Origin of the sequence: Bacillus sp. FSL K6-0923 (assembly GCF_038630825.1) — a bacterium.
GTDB classification, from domain to species: Bacteria; Bacillota; Bacilli; order Bacillales; family Bacillaceae; genus Bacillus; species Bacillus pumilus.
In genome coordinates this window covers 3,047,763-3,065,609 of the sequence record NZ_CP152044.1, presented here as the reverse complement: position 1 = coordinate 3,065,609, position 17,847 = coordinate 3,047,763, and the positions used below count along the sequence as shown (strand labels likewise).

The following is a 17,847-nucleotide window of genomic DNA, read 5'->3' as shown; positions in this document are numbered from 1 at the left end:
AATGGGCCGCTATATCGTCAAACGCATGCTATCAATCATCCCTGTATTTTTATTAGCCACTCTTTTCACGACTGGTATGATTCACCTTTCGCCAGTTGACCCGGCTGAGGCATATTTAGCAGCGGCTCATATCCAGCCAACGGATGAAATATTAGCGCAAAAACGAAGTGAATTTGGTTTAGACCAACCGTTTTATATGCAGTATCTTCACACCATTGAAAAAGTCATTCATCTTGATTTTGGCAAGTCATATATGTCTAACCAGCCTGTGCTCAATGAGGTGATGTATAGAATACCAGCGACGATTCAATTGGCGCTGACTAGCCTGCTGATTGCTATCTGTGTCAGCATTCCACTCGGCTTTTTCAGCGGTATGAGGAAAAATGGCATCGTTGATCATGTGAGCCGGCTCATTTCTTTCTTAGGAGCATCGATCCCGACATTTGTCTTGGGGTATTTGCTCATCTACTTTTTTTCAGTGAAGCTCGATCTTCTACCGGTTGAAGGGGTGGGAACTTGGGAGCATCTCATTCTGCCATCGGTCACACTGGCCGTCCCTTTAATTGCAATGTATACAAGGCTATTACGCTCAAGTGTGAGTGAGGTGCTTCAAGAGCCGTTTGTTCAATATGCGAGAATTAGAGGATTAAAGGAACGGTCAATCATGTTCAAGCATGTATTGAGAATCGCGATATCGCCAATGCTGACAGGGCTTGGGGTGAATCTTGGCAAGCTGCTGACAGGAACTATTATCGTAGAGGCTGTTTTTTCATGGCCAGGGTTTGGGCGCTTCTTTATTGAAGCAATCTTTAACCGGGATCTGCCGGTCATTCAATTCTATGTCCTCATGGCAGCAGGTATCTTTATCTTGAGCAGCTTGATTGTGGACTTACTTCAGCTGATCATTGACCCCCGTATTTCCAGAAAGGAAGGCCGCCAGTCATGATGACAAAAGGAAAATATCTCTTCTCTCATCAAAAGATGATCTCGATCTGCGTGGTGCTCCTTGGTCTATTGCTGATTGTGACAATATGTGCACCGTGGATCGCTCCACATGATCCGGCGGCTGTCAATCTAGCGATGAAGCTAAAGGGGTCTTCGTGGGAATATCCTCTTGGGACAGATCAATTAGGCCGATGCAATTTATCCCGAATTTTATATGGGGCACGTGTTTCGCTAGGCTGTGCGTTATTAATCTTTCTCTCTTCTTTATTGATTGGGTTAATCGTTGGTTTGTTGTCAGGTTACAAAGGCGGCTGGGTCGATCACGTCTTAATGAGATTCTGCGACGGAATCATGGCATTCCCGAACCTGGTGCTGATCCTTGGATTAGTCGGCATCTTCGGTCCTGGACTTTCTCAAGTCGTGCTGGCCTTGATGCTTGTGCAATGGGTATACTATGCTCGCGTCTTCCGAGGAATGGTGCTGAGTTTAAAAGAACAGAACTTTATTGCCGCTGCGAAAATTAGCGGGACATCCCACTGGAACATCATGAAAAAGCATATGATTCCAAATGTCCTGCCGCCACTCGTGGTCATTGGCACACTTGAAATGGGCTGGGCGATTATGGACATTTCAGCAATGTCCTTTCTCGGATTAGGCGTTCAGCCTCCTATGCCTGAATGGGGAGCGATGATCCATGAAGGGAAGTCGTATATTCAAACGAATCCTCAGTTGATGCTCTATCCAGGTCTTGTCATCATGGCTGTCGTTGTCCTCTTTAATTTACTAGGAGAAGCCCTTTCAGAGAAATATGGTATCAAACGCCGTGTGTAAAGGAATGATCAATGTGCAAGAGTCCATTTTACAAATAGAGAACCTGCATGTGCAGTCGAAAACGCCTCATGGGACAACCTCTCTTATTCAGGACGTATCGTTTGAAGTAGGGCGAGGTCAAATCGTTGGATTAATAGGTGAGAGCGGCTGCGGGAAAACGGTGACAAATATGTCAATCTTACATATGCTTGACCGGAAAACAACGGATGTTACTGGCAGCATCACATTAAAAGGACGAGAATTGATCGGTCTGAGTGAAAGGGATATGCGGTCTATTCGGGGCAAGGACATCTCATATATTATGCAAAATCCAATGAACAGCTTTACGCCAGTATGGACGATCGGTCATCAGCTGATTGAAACCATCCGCCAGCACACCTCTGTCAGTAAAAGGCAGGCAAAAGCGAAGGCAATGGATGCGCTAGCGCAAATGAATCTGCCGCAGCCAGACAAGTTGTTAAACAAGTATCCCTTTGAACTAAGCGGCGGCATGCTGCAGCGTGTCATGATTGCCATGGCTGCCTGTATGCACCCGCCTCTCCTCATAGCAGATGAACCAACAACTGCTTTAGATGTACACACGCAGAAGCTGGTGCTTGAGCATCTGAACCACATTCGTCATGAGTATGGAACCGCCATTTTGCTCATTACTCACGACCTTGGCGTCATTGCAGAAATGGCAGATCAGGTTGTTGTCATGAGGCAGGGAGAAATAGTAGAAAAAGCAGAAGTGCTTGAGCTTTTTGAAAACCCAAAGCATGATTATACAAAGAAACTATTAGCAGCTCGTCCATCCATCCCAGCTGTTTGTCCGATTTGAGGTGAGAAGGCCATTGCATTTATTAGAAGTGAAAGCAGTTAGTCATTCATACAACAGCCGGTCGTTTCTGATGAGAAAAAAAGGCGCAGACCAAGTCTTAAACGGCGTCAATTTGCTCGTTGAAGAAGGCACGTGCGTCGGATTGCTAGGGCAAAGCGGCGCAGGGAAAAGCACGCTAGGCCGTATCATACTTGGTCTAGAGAAGCCAAAAGCCGGTCAGGTTTTTTTTGAAGGCCAGGATATATGTTGTGCAGACCAAAGAACACGCAAACATTATCGCCGGCATGTGCAAGCGGTGTTTCAAGATTCATACTCGGCGGTGAATCCAAGGTGGACCGTCGAACAAATTTTATCCGAACCGCTTGAAAACTATGAAACGATGAGCCGAAAAGAACGCAAAAGCGTGCTGATCCATTGGCTGGAAAGAGTCGGGCTCAGTGAAAAGGACTTGTCTAAATATCCGCATCAATTCAGCGGCGGCCAGCTGCAAAGGATCAACATTGCAAGAGCCTTATTGCTGCAGCCAAAGCTCGTCGTACTGGATGAATCCGTCAGCAGCTTAGATATGGTCACACAGGGTGTCATTTTAGATTTATTAGTAGAATTAAAGAAGGAACTGGGTGTCGCTTACTTATTTATTACACATGATATGACGGCAGCCTATCACTTAAGTGATCAATTGGCGATATTAGATCAAGGTGAACTTGTTGCACAATTTCGATCAAAGGATGATTTCTTTTCATCAGAAGAGAAAGCGGTGCAAAAGATGAGAGAGGCAATGCTCGCAGACCATCCTTTGTCCCGAACGATTGGCAGACCAGTTCGATAAATCGTCATTTCATCAATGCCTCTTTTAGAAGAGGCTATTTTTCATGAAAGGCAGGTAGCATCGTGAACCATCGAGCGTATTTAGCTTTAGCCATTCCTTTAACCATCTCAACGATGACGACACCATTACTTGGAGCTGTTGATACAGCCGTTGTCGGTCAGCTTGCCAATCCCGCGTATATTGGAGGCGTCGCAGTTGGCAGTCTCATTTTCAGTACACTCTATTGGCTCTTTGGTTTTTTGCGGGTGAGTACATCTGCTTTTGCTGCTCAGGCAAACGGGGCGCAGAGTGAAGAGCAGGGTGTACTTGCTTTTCTGAGACCATTTTTAATCGCCATCATTGTCGGTCTTTGTTTTATTGCCCTGCAATGGCCCATTATTCAATCTGCTTTTCTCGTGATCTCTCCCGCTGCGGATGTTCGGCAATTTGCAGCAGATTACTTTCATATTCGGATTTGGGGTGCACCGTTTACCTTGATGAATTATGTGATATTAGGCTGGCTGATGGGAATGGCAAAAATGAAGGAAGCCCTCTCTTTACAAATCTTGATCAATGTCATGAATATGGTCCTTGCTCTTCTGCTTGTTCATGTGTTTTCGTTTGCAGTTAAAGGGGTGGCGGCCGCGACATTGATCTCTGAATTAACTGCTTTTGTACTAGGCGCATGGATCATCATGAAGCATTCAAAAAACGGGTTCCAGATGCCGTCTATTAAGAAAATCATGGATACACGGGCAGTGCAGAAAATGTTTCATGTGAATAAAGATTTGTTTATTCGGACGATTTGTCTGCTTGTCGTGATTAACATGTTTACAGCAAAAGGCGCTTCTTTTGGAACAGAAATGCTGGCAGCCAATGCCATCTTATTTCAAATTCACTACATCATGGCTTATTTGTTCGATGGTTTTGCCAATGCATCCAGCATCCTTGTGGGCAGGTCAGTTGGTGCAAATGACCGCACCCTTTATGAGAGAACGTTAACCCTTTCGAGGCAGTGGGCGCTTGTCATGGCATGCCTCATTGCGTCGGTGTATTTTCTCTTAAAAGAGCCGATCTTGGGCTTGTTTACAAATCTCCCGCGTCTTCTAGATGTGACATTGGGCTATGCAGACTGGCTCGTTCTCTATCCGTTTGCCGCTTGTTTCGGTTTGGTCATATACGGCGTATTTACAGGTGCGACAGAAATTGCCCCTGTCAGAAATTCGATGCTGTTTGCGATGATCTTGTTTATCGTTGTTCAAGCAGCAGTTACGCCTATTTGGCACAATCACGGACTATGGTTTGCTTTTATCATCTATACTACCGGACGGTCTGGCTTTTTGATGATGTACAAATCAAGGCTCGATCAGAAGCTTTTCGCAAATGAAAAACACCCTTTGCCATCATGACAAAGGGTGTTCTTGTTCGTTCATTCGCTTTCTTTTTTCACCTTTTGATACGCCTCATCAAGGTGTTGAATTCGCTTCAAAACCACAGCATTTTTGGTCAGCTGATCTTGTACAAGCGTTGACACCACTGAGCGGTAATAGGCATTCATCGCATGAATCTTGTCTTCATTTTGATTCATGGTGATGTGCTGTTTCAAGTTGTCAACAAAGTATGGAACGGAAAAAAGTTCAGACATGGGAATCACTCCTATTTCGTATATACGGTCCGTCAATCTTCATGTAAAATGATGAGAGGGAGGGGAGACAATGAGCCTTAATCTGCAACAAGAACAAGTATTAAAGCAGGTGCTCACACAAGAACTCAGGCAGGCCATTACATTGCTCCAGCTGAATAGCACTGAGCTTGGCGAGTATCTTGACCAGTTAGCGCTTGAGAACCCTCTGATTGAGCGGAAAGACACGGACAGCTATCAACCAGTTTATCATAAAAAATCTCAAGACCGAATGACAGAGCCGTATCGAACGCATCAAAAAGAAAGCCTGCAAATGTATTTAAAGAAACAAGCCATTGATTTGAATCTAAGTGAAAAAAATCAAAGGATCTTTCACTTTATGATCGAGTCCATTGATTCCAATGGCTATTTAAATGAACCGGTTGACGAGATGGCAGCTGTCTTAAAGGTGTCAGCTGAAGAAGTAGAAGCCGTCCTTCATCAGCTTCAATCGCTAGAGCCTGCCGGTATAGGTGCAAGATCTTTACAAGAATGCATCCTGCTTCAGCTGAGAAGAAAAAAGGAGCGCTGGTATGAAGCCGAGCTGATCATCGATGAGCACTTCTTTCTCTTTGCAAGAAAGGCATGGAAGGAAATTGCGGCGAAAACAGGCATTTCTATGAAAACACTTCAAGCGGTACAAGATGAGGTGTCGCAGCTTGAACCAAGACCAGGTATCCATTTCTCATACGAAGAAGACCATGTGTATATAGAGCCGGATGTGACGATTACTGTCGTGCAGGACCACATCACATTTGAGCTGAATCAGCGCGCTTTCCCAGATGTTGAAATGAATGAAGGATACTTCGCCATGATGCAAGACCAAAAGCGGCATGAAGCATATGTGTATTTAAAGGAAAAAGAGCAGCAGTATAATTGGCTAGTCCAAGCGTTGAAGCAAAGAAAACAAACGATGACTTATGTCGTTCGTGAGATTATCTTACATCAGACAGATTTTTTCCTTACAGGGAAACATAAAATGAAACCGCTTACGATGAAGCGTATCGCAGATATATTGCAAGTGCATGAGTCCACAGTCAGCCGAACGGTGAAAGGGAAAATGGTGCAAACCCCTTATGGGCTCATGGAAATGAAACAATTTTTCCAAGCAAAGCTAGAAGGACCCTCGCTGGAAGAGGCGTCCAGCTATACAGTCAAGACGTACATCGCAGAGCTGATCCAAACAGAAAATAAGAAAAAACCGTATTCAGATCAGCAAATGATGACGCAGCTTCAGCAAACCTTTGGCATCCGAGTGTCGCGCAGAACCATTGCGAAATATCGTGAACAAATGAATCTTCCATCATCTACACTGCGGAAGCGCTATGATTAAAAAGAAGTACTTGCCAGAAACATGGCAGGTGCTTTTTTTAATTGGAAGCAAGGCACACAGAAGATTTTTTGAAAATTAAATCGGGGAGACGTGTGAACGGAAATTTTGGGGTAAAGTATAAGATAGGGCATGAGCCGATAAGGGTAGACAACAGTGATGAGGTGAGACCAATTGAAATATAAACAAATCAAAACCAAAAAAATATATGAAGAAATTGCGGATGCATTAATTGAATCCATTCGCACTGGTGAGCTTCTTCCGGGAGAAAAATTAGATTCGGTTCAAGCGCTCTCAGAAAGCTTTCAAGTCAGCCGTTCCGCTGTGAGAGAGGCGCTGTCTGCTCTCAAAGCGATCGGATTAATAGAGATGAAACAAGGGGAAGGCACATATGTGAAGCAGTTCGATCCTGAACAGCTCGCATTTTCTTTATCTCCTGCATTTTTAATGAAGCAGCATGATGTCAGGCAGCTCCTTGAAGTGAGAACCATTATTGAAATAGGCGCTGTCAAAAAGGCGGCGCTGTTTCGGACGGACGATGACCTTCATCAGCTGCGTGAAGCACTCGAACAAATGAGGCAGGCAGAAGCCCATGAAGAAATTGGTGAAGAGGCAGATCTTACCTTCCATCTTGCATTAGCCAAAGCCTCGAAGAATGACGTATTAAAGGTGTTAATGAATCAAGTCTCAACCTTGTTAGTAGAAACGATGCGGGAAACGAGAAAAGTCGTGTTATTCTCAACGAAAGCCTCCATTCGGAAGCTTTACGAAGAACATGAACAAATTTACAAAGCCGTCATGGCAAGGCAGCCAGAAGAAGCAGAGAAAGCGATGCTTACGCATTTAAAAAATGTAGAAAATCTGCTCGGTGATGTGCTGCAAAACCCAGCAGAACAGTCAGATACACAATAAGCTGTGCCGAATGATGGCACAGCTCTATTATTGAAGAGAAATATGTAGCTTTTTCATTCGATATTGCAGACTTTGCCTGCTCATGCCCAATAACTTTGCAGTCTGTGAAATATTATCGTCCATTTTTTCTAAGTAATGGACGATGTATTGTTTTTCGAACCGCTCCATTTGGGTTTGGAAATCAGTCGTCTGTTCAGGGCTTGTATACACAAAGGTGTCAGCAGCTGCGGTTTGCTGCAGAGAATTTGTTTGCAATTGCGCCTTAGGACGGCCTTCCCCGTGCTTAAATCTAAAATGATAGGGAAGGTGATGCATGCCTAAGTCGTCTTCATCCATCATCATATTCATCCCCGCCTCAATCACATGCTCCAGTTCTCTTACATTGCCTGGCCAATCATACGCCTTAAAAAGGGTAAGTACCTCTTCATCAGCCGCCTTTACCTTCATTTGAAACAGCTCATTATATTTTTGAATAAAATGATTCACAAACGTAGGAATGTCCTCTTTTCGCTCAGAAAGCGGCGGAATAAATAAGGTGACAATACCGAGACGATAAAATAAATCCTTGCGCATGCGTCCACCTGCGATTGCATCCACAGGGTCCTCATTCATATTGGCAATCACTCTTACATCAACAGCGATTTCCTTTGTGCTGCCCAGCCTTCTCACGCGTTTCTCCTGTAAGACGCGCAGTAGTTTTGCTTGAAGATGAGGATTCAGTGAATTGATCTCATCTAAAAGCAAGGTTCCTCCTTGTGCCTGCTCAAATAAGCCAGGCTGATCAGCTGCCCCCGTAAAAGCCCCTTTTTGTGTACCAAAGAGCAGGCTTTCAATCAGATTATCAGGCAGTGCCGCACAATTTTGGGTAATAAATGGTCCAGATGCCCGGCTGCTGCCGTTATGAATGCTTTGAGCAAACAGTTCTTTCCCAGTCCCAGTTTCGCCAACAATGAGCACATAAGAAGAGGTGCGTGTCGCTCGTTTCGCATGCTCAATCACCTCTAAAAATGCAGGGCTTTGTCCAATAATAGAGTCGAAGGTAAAGCGAGTGCTTCCTTTCTTCTTCATATTGTGATGAATCAGCCGTTCCAGCTTGGTCACATCATTCGAAATTTCAACAGCCCCTTGAATGAGACCGTCTCGAACAAGCGGGTATGTATGGTTAATCGTTGTGATTTCTTTTCCATTGTAATTATGATACGTCTGCTTGGCATGTACGGTTTGTTTCCCGGTACGCAGCGCTTGGACAAGTGTACTGTGCATCTCATCTTGAAAGGCGAAGAAATCGAGCACATTTTTATGGAGAACATCAGAGCGTTTTAAAGACTCGATCTCCATCATTTTTTTATTATAAACAACCGTATGTCCATTCTCATCAATTGCATGAACCCCGACATCAATTAAATCGAGCATTTGTTTATATAAATCAATCTCATTTTCAAGCTTTGCGGTATGCAGATCTTTTTGCACTTGCGCCACCTCCTGACGTTACCTCTATTTTACATGAAAAATTTTGCGGTTTCCTCTAAAAAATTTGGCATATGCAAATAAATTTTGCGGAATGAATGAGGTAGACCCTTATGATCAAGCGGTCAGAAAGTTGGCACGATCCTTGCATAACATATGGATGAAGATCAACCCAATTGAAAAAAGCGACCTTACAGAAGGAGGAATAGATGATGACACAGACAAATGAATTGATTCAACAAACAGAGCAATATGGAGCGGCAAACTATCATCCGCTGCCAATTGTGATTTCAGAGGCTGAGGGGGTGTGGGTGACAGACCCTGAAGGTAATCGATATATGGATATGCTGAGTGCGTATTCCGCAGTGAACCAAGGACATCGCCATCCCCGTATTATTGAAGCGCTCAAAAAACAGGCAGACCGCGTGACACTCACGTCGAGAGCCTTTCATAATGATCAGCTTGGTCCTTGGTATGAAAAAATTTGCAAACTGACGAATAAAGACATGGCACTCCCAATGAATACAGGTGCTGAGGCTGTAGAAACCGCTGTAAAAGCCGCAAGACGCTGGGGCTATGATGTGAAAGGAATCCAAGAGAATCGTGCTGAAATCATTGCATGTGTTGGCAATTTCCATGGGAGAACGATGACGGCTGTGTCTCTTTCCTCAGAAGCAGAATACCAGAGAGGTTTCGGTCCAATGCTTCCTGGAATTAAGCTGATTCCTTACGGAGATATTGAAGCATTACGTGAAGCGATCACACCACAGACAGCGGCTTTCCTCATTGAACCGATTCAAGGTGAAGCGGGTATTGTTATGCCGCCAGAAGGTTTCTTGAAAGATGCCAAAGCGCTTTGTGAACAAGAACATGTGCTGTTCATTGCGGATGAGATTCAAGTGGGGTTAGCACGAACAGGTAAGATGTTTGCGTGTGATTGGGAAGACATTGAGCCAGATATGCTGATTCTTGGGAAAGCTTTAGGCGGCGGAGTATTCCCAATCTCGTGTGTTGTAGCAAACCGCGATATTTTAGGCGTGTTTAACCCTGGTTCTCATGGGTCTACCTTCGGAGGAAATCCTCTTGCGTGTGCGGTGTCGCTTGCAGCACTGGATGTTTTAATTGACGAAAAGCTTGCAGCACGCTCGATGGAACTTGGCGAATACTTCAAAGACAAATTGTCACGCATTCAAAGTCCTGTGATTAAAGAAGTGCGCGGCCGCGGACTATTTATAGGCATGGAGCTGACAGAGGCAGCTAGACCTTATTGTGAAAAGCTGAAGCAAGCAGGATTGTTATGTAAGGAAACCCATGAAACAGTCATCCGTTTTGCACCACCACTGACCATTTCAAAAGAAGATTTAGACTGGGCGATTGGTCATATTGAAGCACTATTTCAAGCTTAAATGACAAAGGGGGAGGAAGCTTCACTTTCTCCCTTTCTTTTTCAATGAACAGCGAATTTTGTCAAAGGATGATGAATAGAAGAGGGAAAGTGGGGAAGTGGATTTGATGCAAGAACAGCATAATGAACTAGAGCGTTCCATGAAAAGCAGACATCTCTTTATGATTGCCTTAGGCGGCGTCATCGGTACGGGCCTTTTCCTTGGATCAGGATTGATTATTCATCAGGCAGGACCAGGGGGAGCCATTCTATCGTTTATCATTGGCGGATTTTTAATGTATTTGGTCATGCTGTGTCTTGGAGAATTAGCAGTGGCAATGCCGACAGCGGGTTCCTTTCAGGAATATGCAACCAAATATATCGGCCCGTCCACAGGCTTTATGATCGGCTGGCTGTATTGGTTTAGCTGGGCGTGTACGATTGGACTGGAGTTTACATCAGCAGGCATATTGCTCCAAAGGTGGTTTCCAGATATCCCGGTTTGGCTCTGGTGTCTAGCATTTAGTGTCATATTATTTGCCGTGAATGCCATCTCTGCTCGCAGCTTCGCTGAAACGGAGTTTTGGTTTTCAGCCATCAAGGTTGCGGCCATCCTATTGTTTATTATCATCGGAATTGGCGCAATTTTCGGAATGATCCATTTAAAAGGCGGAGAACCAGCCCCTTTATTTCGTCATTTGACGGATCATGGCGGACTATTTCCTAATGGTGTTTTTGCTATTTTATTAACCATGGTCACCGTCAATTTCTCCTTCCAAGGAACAGAACTTGTAGGGATCGCAGCAGGTGAGAGTGAAAGCCCTGAAAAAACATTGCCTCGATCAATACGAAATATTATTTGGAGAACAATGGTCTTTTTCGTTTTATCCATTGCGGTTTTAGCCGCACTTCTTCCATGGCAGACAGCAGGCGCTGTCGACAGTCCGTTTGTGGTCGTGCTGGACAAGGTCGGCATCCCATATGCTGCAGATATCATGAATTTTATTATTATCACAGCTGTCTTATCTGTAGCAAACTCTGGATTGTATGCGTCATCACGTATGCTTTGGTCGCTTTCAAAGGACGGGAAAGGACCTGACTTTACGAAAAAGCTGTCCAAGCGTAAAATCCCAATCAATGCATTATTGGTGACAATGGGTGTATCCGCTCTATCTTTGCTCACAAGTGTTGTGGCACCAAAAACGGTGTATGTGTGGCTTATTTCAATTTCTGGAATGGTTCTTGTTGTGGTGTGGATGTCCATTTGTTTGTCTCAATATTTCTTTAGAAAGCAATTCATAAAAGACGGTGGAGATGTAAAGGATCTTGTTTTCCGTACACCACTTTATCCATTTGTCCCACTAGCAGGCTTCATCGCATTTGGCATCGTGCTCATCAGCCTATTCTTTATTGAGGATCAGCGGATTGGCCTTTATTGCGGTGTTCCGTTCATGGCGGCCTGCTACATCATTTATTATCTCAAAATCAAACCGAAGGAAGAGGCAAAGCGTTTCGCCGAAGAGGAAGGAATCCCAAAAACATAAAAGACCGACTAGACCAAAAAATGTGCATGCGGACCTCTTACGCATGCACATTTTCATGGATGAATTCATTTAATATAGAAGAAAATAAAATATTTTGAAAAGAAATATCATAGCAAGAACCTTGATGACAAGCAGGTTATCGGTGAAAATGTGTCTATTTTTTGTCTGAATGTGTTTGTAAGAGTTGAAAATGCAAGATTATCCTGTTAAAATAATTAAAGAAAGCAGGGATTGATTTTTTTTGGCTGTGGCGGGACGTTTTTTGTCACAGTGGGACGTTTTTAGTCCAACGTGAAAAGAAAGGGTCGTTAGCCATGAATCGTTTATTGGAAGCTCAAAAAAAATTATTGCCAGATCTTCTCACAGTTATGCAAAAACGCTACGATATTTTGCAATACATCAGGCTAGCTGAACCAATCGGCCGCAGAAGCCTTGCGACGAGTCTAGGTCTCAGTGAACGCATCTTAAGAGCTGAAGTTCAGTTCTTAAAAGAACAAAATCTGCTGGATGTCAAAACGAGCGGTATGATGCTGACGACTGAAGGTCATGCTTTGCTTGAAATGCTTGAAGGAATGATGAAGGACGTTTTAGGCTTAACCTTTTTGGAAAATACATTAAAGAGGAAGTTAGGCCTAGAAGAAGTCATGATCGTTTCTGGTGACAGTGACGAATCCCCGTGGGTAAAGCAAGAAATGGGAAGAGCTGCTGTCCAGTGTATGAAAAAAAGGTTTACTGGAAATAATATCGTCGCCGTCACTGGCGGAACGACGATGGAAGCCGTTGCCGAAATGATGACCCCTGATGCCAAAAACAGAGACATGATGTTTGTTCCTGCAAGAGGCGGTCTTGGGGAGAATGTAAAAAATCAGGCAAACACCATTTGTGCCCACATGGCTGAAAAAGCTTCCGGTACTTACAAACTGCTGTTTGTTCCAGGACAGCTGTCAGAAGGTGCTTACTCTTCCATTATTGAAGAGCCATCAGTCAAAGAAGTGCTTCAAACGATTAAATCATCCACGATGCTCATTCATGGAATCGGTGAAGCAAAAACAATGGCGATGAGACGAAACACACCAGCTGAAGATTTAAAAAAGATTGATGAGCATGACGCAGTGACAGAGGCGTTTGGCTATTACTTTAACCGTGATGGTGAGGTCGTCCACAAAGTGCACTCCGTCGGCATGCAGCTAGATGATTTAGAAAGCATTCCACACATCATTGCTGTTGCAGGTGGATCATCAAAGGCAGGGGCCATTGAAGCTTATTTCAAAAAACCCCGCCGAACGGTTCTCGTCACAGACGAAGGAGCCGCAAAAGAGTTATTAAGGGAGTCAATTGATCCCTCAATATAAAACATTGTGACCTATAAAAGGAGGAAACATCATGGCAGTAAAAGTCGGTATTAACGGATTTGGACGTATTGGACGTAACGTATTTCGTGCAGCATTAAACAATCCTGAAGTTGAGGTAGTAGCGGTTAACGATCTAACAGACGCTAACATGCTTGCACACCTTTTACAATATGACTCTGTTCACGGAAAACTAGATGCAGAGGTTTCTGTAGACGGTACGAACTTAGTAGTGAACGGTAAAACAATCGAAGTATCAGCTGAACGTGACCCTGCAAAATTAAGCTGGGGTAAACAAGGCGTAGAAATCGTTGTTGAATCTACTGGATTCTTCACAAAACGTGCAGACGCTGCAAAACACTTAGAAGCTGGCGCTAAAAAAGTCATCATCTCTGCTCCTGCTAACGAAGAAGATATCACAATCGTTATGGGTGTAAACGAAGACAAATACGATGCAGCTAGCCACGATGTCATCTCTAATGCATCTTGTACAACAAACTGCTTAGCTCCATTTGCAAAAGTACTTAACGATAAATTTGGCATTAAACGCGGTATGATGACAACTGTTCACTCATACACAAATGACCAACAAATTCTTGATCTTCCGCACAAAGACTACCGTCGTGCTCGTGCAGCTGCGGAAAACATCATCCCAACTTCTACAGGTGCTGCAAAAGCTGTTTCACTTGTATTGCCTGAACTTAAAGGTAAATTAAACGGTGGCGCTATGCGTGTTCCAACACCTAACGTTTCTTTAGTTGACCTTGTAGCTGAATTAAACCAAGATGTAACGGCTGAAGATGTAAATGCAGCACTTAAAGAAGCAGCTGAAGGAGAACTTAATGGAATCCTTGGCTACAGCGAAGAGCCATTAGTATCTGGTGACTACAATGGTAATGCAAACTCTTCAACAATCGATGCTCTTTCTACAATGGTAATGGAAGGCAGCATGGTGAAAGTCATTTCTTGGTACGATAACGAGAGTGGATATTCTCACCGCGTTGTTGACCTTGCAGCTTACATTGCAAAACAAGGTCTTTAATTTGTCACACTGAAGGAACTCACTTGGTTCTTTCCTAGAGACACGATATAATGAAGACGGACAAGGGAAGGGGAAGCATCCCTTTCCCTTTTTCTCTGTTTTTATCCGTTCTGCACGATTTCTCGTTTTGATGAGGGCAAAATGGGAAAAGGATAAAGAGAGACTTGTCCAATGCGTAAGGAAACCAGAATAAAGGAGGATCTCCTGACGAGCATGAATAAGAAATCAGTAAAAGACATTGACGTAAAAGGTAAAGTTGTGTTCTGCCGCGTAGATTTTAACGTTCCAATGAAAGACGGAAAAGTGACGGATGATACTCGTATTCGCGCAGCATTACCAACGATTGAGTATTTAACAGGACAAGGCGCAAAGGTACTGCTAGCTAGTCATTTGGGTCGTCCGAAGGGTCAAGTTACTGAAGAATTGCGTCTGACACCTGTAGCGAAACGTCTGCAAGAGCTTCTTGGACAAGAAGTGAAAAAAGCGGATGAAGCTTATGGCGACAACGTGAAAAAGCAAATCTCTGACTTAAAAGAAGGAGATGTGCTAGTGCTTGAAAACGTTCGTTTCTATCCTGGTGAAGAAAAGAACGATCCTGAACTATCAAAAGCATTTGCTGATTTAGCTGATGTGTATGTCAATGATGCGTTCGGTGCTGCACACCGTGCACATGCATCCACTGCTGGTATTGCAGCATATCTTCCGGCTGTTTCGGGCTTCCTCATGCAAAAAGAGCTTGAGGTTCTAGGAAAAGCCATTTCAAACCCTGATCGCCCATTTACAGCGATTATTGGTGGCGCAAAAGTAAAGGATAAAATCGGTGTCATTGAAAGTCTTCTTGATAAAGTGGACAACCTCATCATCGGCGGCGGACTTGCTTACACATTTGTGAAAGCACTAGGCCACGAAGTAGGAAAATCTTTATTAGAAGAAGACAAAGTTGATTTAGCAAAATCCTTTATGGACCGTGCAAAAGAAAAAGGCGTGAACTTCCTGATTCCAACAGATGTTCTGGTAGCCGACGACTTTTCAAATGATGCAAATACGAGCATTGTGCCAATCTCTGAAATTCCAAGTGATCTAGAAGCACTTGATATTGGAACAGAGACAATAGGCAAGTACGCTGATGTCATTAAAAACAGCAAACTTGTTGTTTGGAATGGACCAATGGGTGTATTTGAAATCGACGCATTCGCTAAAGGAACAAAAGCAATCGCAGAAGCACTGGCAGAAGCAAAAGATACATATTCTGTCATTGGTGGTGGAGACTCAGCAGCAGCTGTTGAGAAATTTGGTCTTGCTGATCAGATGAGCCATATTTCTACAGGCGGCGGCGCTTCACTTGAATTTATGGAAGGCAAAGAGCTTCCAGGTGTTACTGCATTAAACGATAAATAAGACCAAAACTGCTATAAGGAAGTGTCAATCATGAGAAAACCAATTATAGCTGGGAACTGGAAAATGAACAAAACACTTGGCGAAGCGGTTAGCTTCGTTGAAGAAGTCAAGTCATCCATTCCATCTCCTGACAAAGTGGAAGCAATTGTCTGTGCGCCAGCCCTTTTCCTTGAAAAGCTAAACAGCCTTTCTAACGGAACAGACCTTAAAATTGGTGCACAAAACATGCACTTTGAAGAAAATGGTGCATTCACTGGTGAAATCAGCCCTGCTGCGCTAAAAGATCTTGGCATTGGCTACTCAGTGATCGGTCATTCAGAGCGCCGTGAATTCTTTGCTGAAACAGATGAAACAGTGAACAAAAAAGCACATGCTGCATTCAAGCATGGCATCGTTCCAATTATCTGTGTAGGTGAAACGCTTGAAGAGCGTGAAGCTGGCAAAACAAATGAACTTGTTGCTGATCAAGTGAAGAAAGCACTAGCTGGTTTAACAACTCAGCAAGTCGCTGAATCTGTCATTGCATATGAGCCAATTTGGGCGATCGGTACAGGGAAATCTTCTACAGCGAAAGATGCAAACGACGTTTGTGCGCATATCCGTCAAACGGTTGCAAGTGAATATGGTCAAGAAGCGGCAGACAGCCTTCGCATTCAATATGGCGGAAGCGTGAAACCTGCGAATATTAAAGAATATATGGCAGAATCCGATATTGACGGTGCTTTGGTAGGCGGCGCAAGCTTAGAACCTCAGTCTTTCGTTCAATTATTGGAGGAAGGTCAATATGAGTAAGAAACCAGCTGCATTAATCATCTTAGATGGATTCGGTTTAAGAGGCGAAACAGTCGGTAACGCTGTTGCCCAAGCAAAGAAACCGAACTTCGACCGCTACTGGAACGAATTCCCGCATCAAACCTTAACGGCTTCAGGTGAGGCAGTAGGCCTCCCGCAAGGTCAAATGGGGAACTCAGAGGTTGGGCATTTGAACATCGGTGCAGGACGCATTGTGTATCAAAGCTTAACAAGAGTGAATGTTGCCATTCGTGATGGGGAATTTGAGAAAAACGAAACGTTCCTAGAGGCAATGACTTATGCAAAAGAGAATGACAAGGCCCTTCATTTATTCGGTCTCTTGTCAGACGGCGGTGTGCACAGCCACATCCAGCATCTTTTTGCCTTGCTGAAACTAGCGAAAAAAGAAGGCTTAACAAAAGTATACATTCATGGCTTCTTGGATGGACGTGATGTTGGTCAGAAGACAGCCAAAGTGTACTTAAAACAGCTTGAAGAACAAATCAAAGAAATCGGTGTCGGAGAAGTAGCAACACTTTCTGGACGCTATTACTCAATGGACCGTGACAAACGCTGGGATCGTGTGGAGAAAGCATATCGCGCGATGGCGTATGGTGAAGGCCCAAGTTATCAAAACATCTATGATGTCGTTGATGACTCCTATGAAAATGGAATCTACGATGAATTCGTTATTCCATCTGTCATCACGAGAGAAAACGGTGAGCCAGTTGCTAAAGTAAACGACGGCGATTCTGTGATTTTCTATAACTTCCGCCCAGACCGTGCGATCCAAATTTCGAACACCTTCACAAATGAAGATTTCCGCTCATTTGACCGCGGGGAAGCACATCCGAAGAATTTACACTTCGTCTGCTTCACACACTTCAGTGAAACGGTTGATGGCTATGTTGCTTTCAAACCAGTGAATTTGGATAACACAGTAGGAGAAGTGCTAGCGCAAAATGGATTGAAACAGCTGCGGATTGCTGAAACAGAGAAATATCCTCACGTGACGTTCTTTATGAGCGGTGGACGTGAAGAAGAATTTCCTGGTGAAGACCGCATCTTGATCAATTCGCCAGATGTGGCAACCTATGACCTCAAGCCAGAAATGAGCGCTTATGAGGTAAAGGATGCACTTGTTGCAGACATCAATGCTGACAAGCATGATGCGATCATCCTGAACTTTGCTAACCCGGATATGGTTGGTCACTCAGGTATGCTCGAGCCAACAATCAAAGCCATTGAAGCAGTAGATGAGTGCTTAGGAGCTGTTGTCGACGCAATCCTAGCAAAAGGCGGACATGCCATCATCACGGCAGACCACGGTAACGCAGACGTGCTGATTACCGAAGAAGGAAAGCCGCATACTGCACATACGACAAACCCTGTTCCAGTCATCGTAACGAAAAAAGGTGCAACGCTTAGAGAAGGCGGCATTCTAGCCGATCTATCTCCAACCCTTTTAGACTTACTTGGTGTTGAAAAACCAAAAGAGATGACAGGAACATCATTGATTCAGAAATAACAAATTGATTCAAAAG

At 44.0% G+C, this 17,847-nt stretch carries 16 protein-coding genes; 14 read left to right on the top strand and 2 right to left on the bottom strand.

Annotated features, from left to right (window positions below):
• Position 1: 1 nt before the first annotated feature.
• From nikB to MHI16_RS15800, 5 genes are all read left to right on the top strand, one after another.
• Positions 2-946, top strand: a complete 945-nt coding sequence (gene nikB / locus MHI16_RS15820; protein WP_058013651.1) for a nickel ABC transporter permease subunit NikB — start codon at positions 2-4, stop codon at positions 944-946.
• Positions 943-1,776: a nickel ABC transporter permease subunit NikC gene (nikC, locus tag MHI16_RS15815; RefSeq protein ID WP_058013652.1), complete on the top strand. Its 834-nt coding sequence runs from the start codon at positions 943-945 to the stop codon at positions 1,774-1,776. The genes nikB and nikC overlap by 4 nt, the downstream gene beginning before the upstream one ends.
• A gap of 4 nt (positions 1,777-1,780) precedes the next feature.
• On the top strand, positions 1,781-2,596 hold the full coding sequence (gene nikD / locus MHI16_RS15810; protein ID WP_200964034.1) for a nickel import ATP-binding protein NikD: 816 nt from the start codon (positions 1,781-1,783) through the stop codon (positions 2,594-2,596).
• A gap of 13 nt (positions 2,597-2,609) precedes the next feature.
• Positions 2,610-3,425 (top strand): nickel import ATP-binding protein NikE, encoded by an 816-nt coding sequence (nikE, locus tag MHI16_RS15805; protein WP_058013653.1) that lies wholly within the window; start codon positions 2,610-2,612, stop codon positions 3,423-3,425.
• A 62-nt stretch (positions 3,426-3,487) separates the two neighbouring features.
• Positions 3,488-4,813, top strand: coding sequence for an MATE family efflux transporter (locus tag MHI16_RS15800; protein WP_058013654.1), 1,326 nt, complete (start codon positions 3,488-3,490; stop codon positions 4,811-4,813).
• A 20-nt stretch (positions 4,814-4,833) separates the two neighbouring features.
• Here the strand turns inward: MHI16_RS15800 and yvfG are convergent, their stop codons facing one another.
• A complete protein-coding gene (gene yvfG, locus MHI16_RS15795) occupies positions 4,834-5,049 on the bottom strand; it encodes a protein YvfG (RefSeq protein ID WP_058013655.1) in 216 nt (71 codons plus the stop codon).
• A 70-nt stretch (positions 5,050-5,119) separates the two neighbouring features.
• On the opposite strand from yvfG, the gene rpoN reads away from it, so the two are divergent.
• Together rpoN and MHI16_RS15785 are read left to right on the top strand one after the other, a co-directional pair.
• Entirely contained in the window at positions 5,120-6,418 is a 1,299-nt protein-coding gene (rpoN, locus tag MHI16_RS15790; RefSeq protein WP_058013656.1) for an RNA polymerase factor sigma-54, read from the top strand.
• Between the two features lie 171 nt (positions 6,419-6,589).
• Positions 6,590-7,327, top strand: a complete 738-nt coding sequence (locus tag MHI16_RS15785; RefSeq protein ID WP_058013657.1) for a FadR/GntR family transcriptional regulator — start codon at positions 6,590-6,592, stop codon at positions 7,325-7,327.
• A gap of 27 nt (positions 7,328-7,354) precedes the next feature.
• On the opposite strand, the gene MHI16_RS15780 is transcribed toward MHI16_RS15785, so the two are convergent.
• On the bottom strand, positions 7,355-8,797 hold the full coding sequence (locus tag MHI16_RS15780; protein WP_081042269.1) for a sigma 54-interacting transcriptional regulator: 1,443 nt from the start codon (positions 8,795-8,797) through the stop codon (positions 7,355-7,357).
• A gap of 209 nt (positions 8,798-9,006) precedes the next feature.
• Here MHI16_RS15780 and MHI16_RS15775 point away from each other — a divergent pair, with 209 nt between their 5' ends.
• From MHI16_RS15775 to gpmI, 7 genes are all read left to right on the top strand, one after another.
• A complete protein-coding gene (locus MHI16_RS15775; RefSeq protein ID WP_058013658.1) occupies positions 9,007-10,200 on the top strand; it encodes an ornithine--oxo-acid transaminase in 1,194 nt (397 codons plus the stop codon).
• 106 nt (positions 10,201-10,306) lie between these two features.
• A complete protein-coding gene (locus MHI16_RS15770; protein WP_058013659.1) occupies positions 10,307-11,722 on the top strand; it encodes an amino acid permease in 1,416 nt (471 codons plus the stop codon).
• Between the two features lie 314 nt (positions 11,723-12,036).
• Positions 12,037-13,074: a sugar-binding transcriptional regulator gene (locus MHI16_RS15765; RefSeq protein WP_058013660.1), complete on the top strand. Its 1,038-nt coding sequence runs from the start codon at positions 12,037-12,039 to the stop codon at positions 13,072-13,074.
• A gap of 31 nt (positions 13,075-13,105) precedes the next feature.
• Positions 13,106-14,113, top strand: coding sequence for a type I glyceraldehyde-3-phosphate dehydrogenase (gap, locus tag MHI16_RS15760; protein WP_012011304.1), 1,008 nt, complete (start codon positions 13,106-13,108; stop codon positions 14,111-14,113).
• A 213-nt stretch (positions 14,114-14,326) separates the two neighbouring features.
• Complete coding sequence (locus MHI16_RS15755) at positions 14,327-15,511, top strand: phosphoglycerate kinase (protein ID WP_003213359.1); 1,185 nt, start codon at positions 14,327-14,329, stop codon at positions 15,509-15,511.
• Between the two features lie 30 nt (positions 15,512-15,541).
• The gene (gene tpiA, locus MHI16_RS15750) at positions 15,542-16,303 is read left to right on the top strand and encodes a triose-phosphate isomerase (RefSeq protein ID WP_034660024.1); all 762 of its coding nucleotides are present in this window, start codon (positions 15,542-15,544) and stop codon (positions 16,301-16,303) included.
• The gene (gene gpmI, locus MHI16_RS15745) at positions 16,296-17,831 is read left to right on the top strand and encodes a 2,3-bisphosphoglycerate-independent phosphoglycerate mutase (RefSeq protein ID WP_012011301.1); all 1,536 of its coding nucleotides are present in this window, start codon (positions 16,296-16,298) and stop codon (positions 17,829-17,831) included. The genes tpiA and gpmI overlap by 8 nt, the downstream gene beginning before the upstream one ends.
• Positions 17,832-17,847: the final 16 nt, after the last annotated feature.

Bases quoted from the DNA above. Each gene is read 5' to 3' on its own strand.
- nikB (WP_058013651.1), top strand. From the start codon at position 2: ATGGGCCGCTATATCGTCAAACGCATGCTATCAATCATCCCTGTATTT.
- nikC (WP_058013652.1), top strand. From the start codon at position 943: ATGATGACAAAAGGAAAATATCTCTTCTCTCATCAAAAGATGATCTCG.
- nikD (WP_200964034.1), top strand. From the start codon at position 1,781: ATGATCAATGTGCAAGAGTCCATTTTACAAATAGAGAACCTGCATGTG.
- yvfG (WP_058013655.1), bottom strand. From the start codon at position 5,049: ATGTCTGAACTTTTTTCCGTTCCATACTTTGTTGACAACTTGAAACAG.
- rpoN (WP_058013656.1), top strand. From the start codon at position 5,120: ATGAGCCTTAATCTGCAACAAGAACAAGTATTAAAGCAGGTGCTCACA.
- MHI16_RS15775 (WP_058013658.1), top strand. From the start codon at position 9,007: ATGACACAGACAAATGAATTGATTCAACAAACAGAGCAATATGGAGCG.
- MHI16_RS15770 (WP_058013659.1), top strand. From the start codon at position 10,307: ATGCAAGAACAGCATAATGAACTAGAGCGTTCCATGAAAAGCAGACAT.
- MHI16_RS15765 (WP_058013660.1), top strand. From the start codon at position 12,037: ATGAATCGTTTATTGGAAGCTCAAAAAAAATTATTGCCAGATCTTCTC.
- gap (WP_012011304.1), top strand. From the start codon at position 13,106: ATGGCAGTAAAAGTCGGTATTAACGGATTTGGACGTATTGGACGTAAC.
- MHI16_RS15755 (WP_003213359.1), top strand. From the start codon at position 14,327: ATGAATAAGAAATCAGTAAAAGACATTGACGTAAAAGGTAAAGTTGTG.
- tpiA (WP_034660024.1), top strand. From the start codon at position 15,542: ATGAGAAAACCAATTATAGCTGGGAACTGGAAAATGAACAAAACACTT.
- gpmI (WP_012011301.1), top strand. From the start codon at position 16,296: ATGAGTAAGAAACCAGCTGCATTAATCATCTTAGATGGATTCGGTTTA.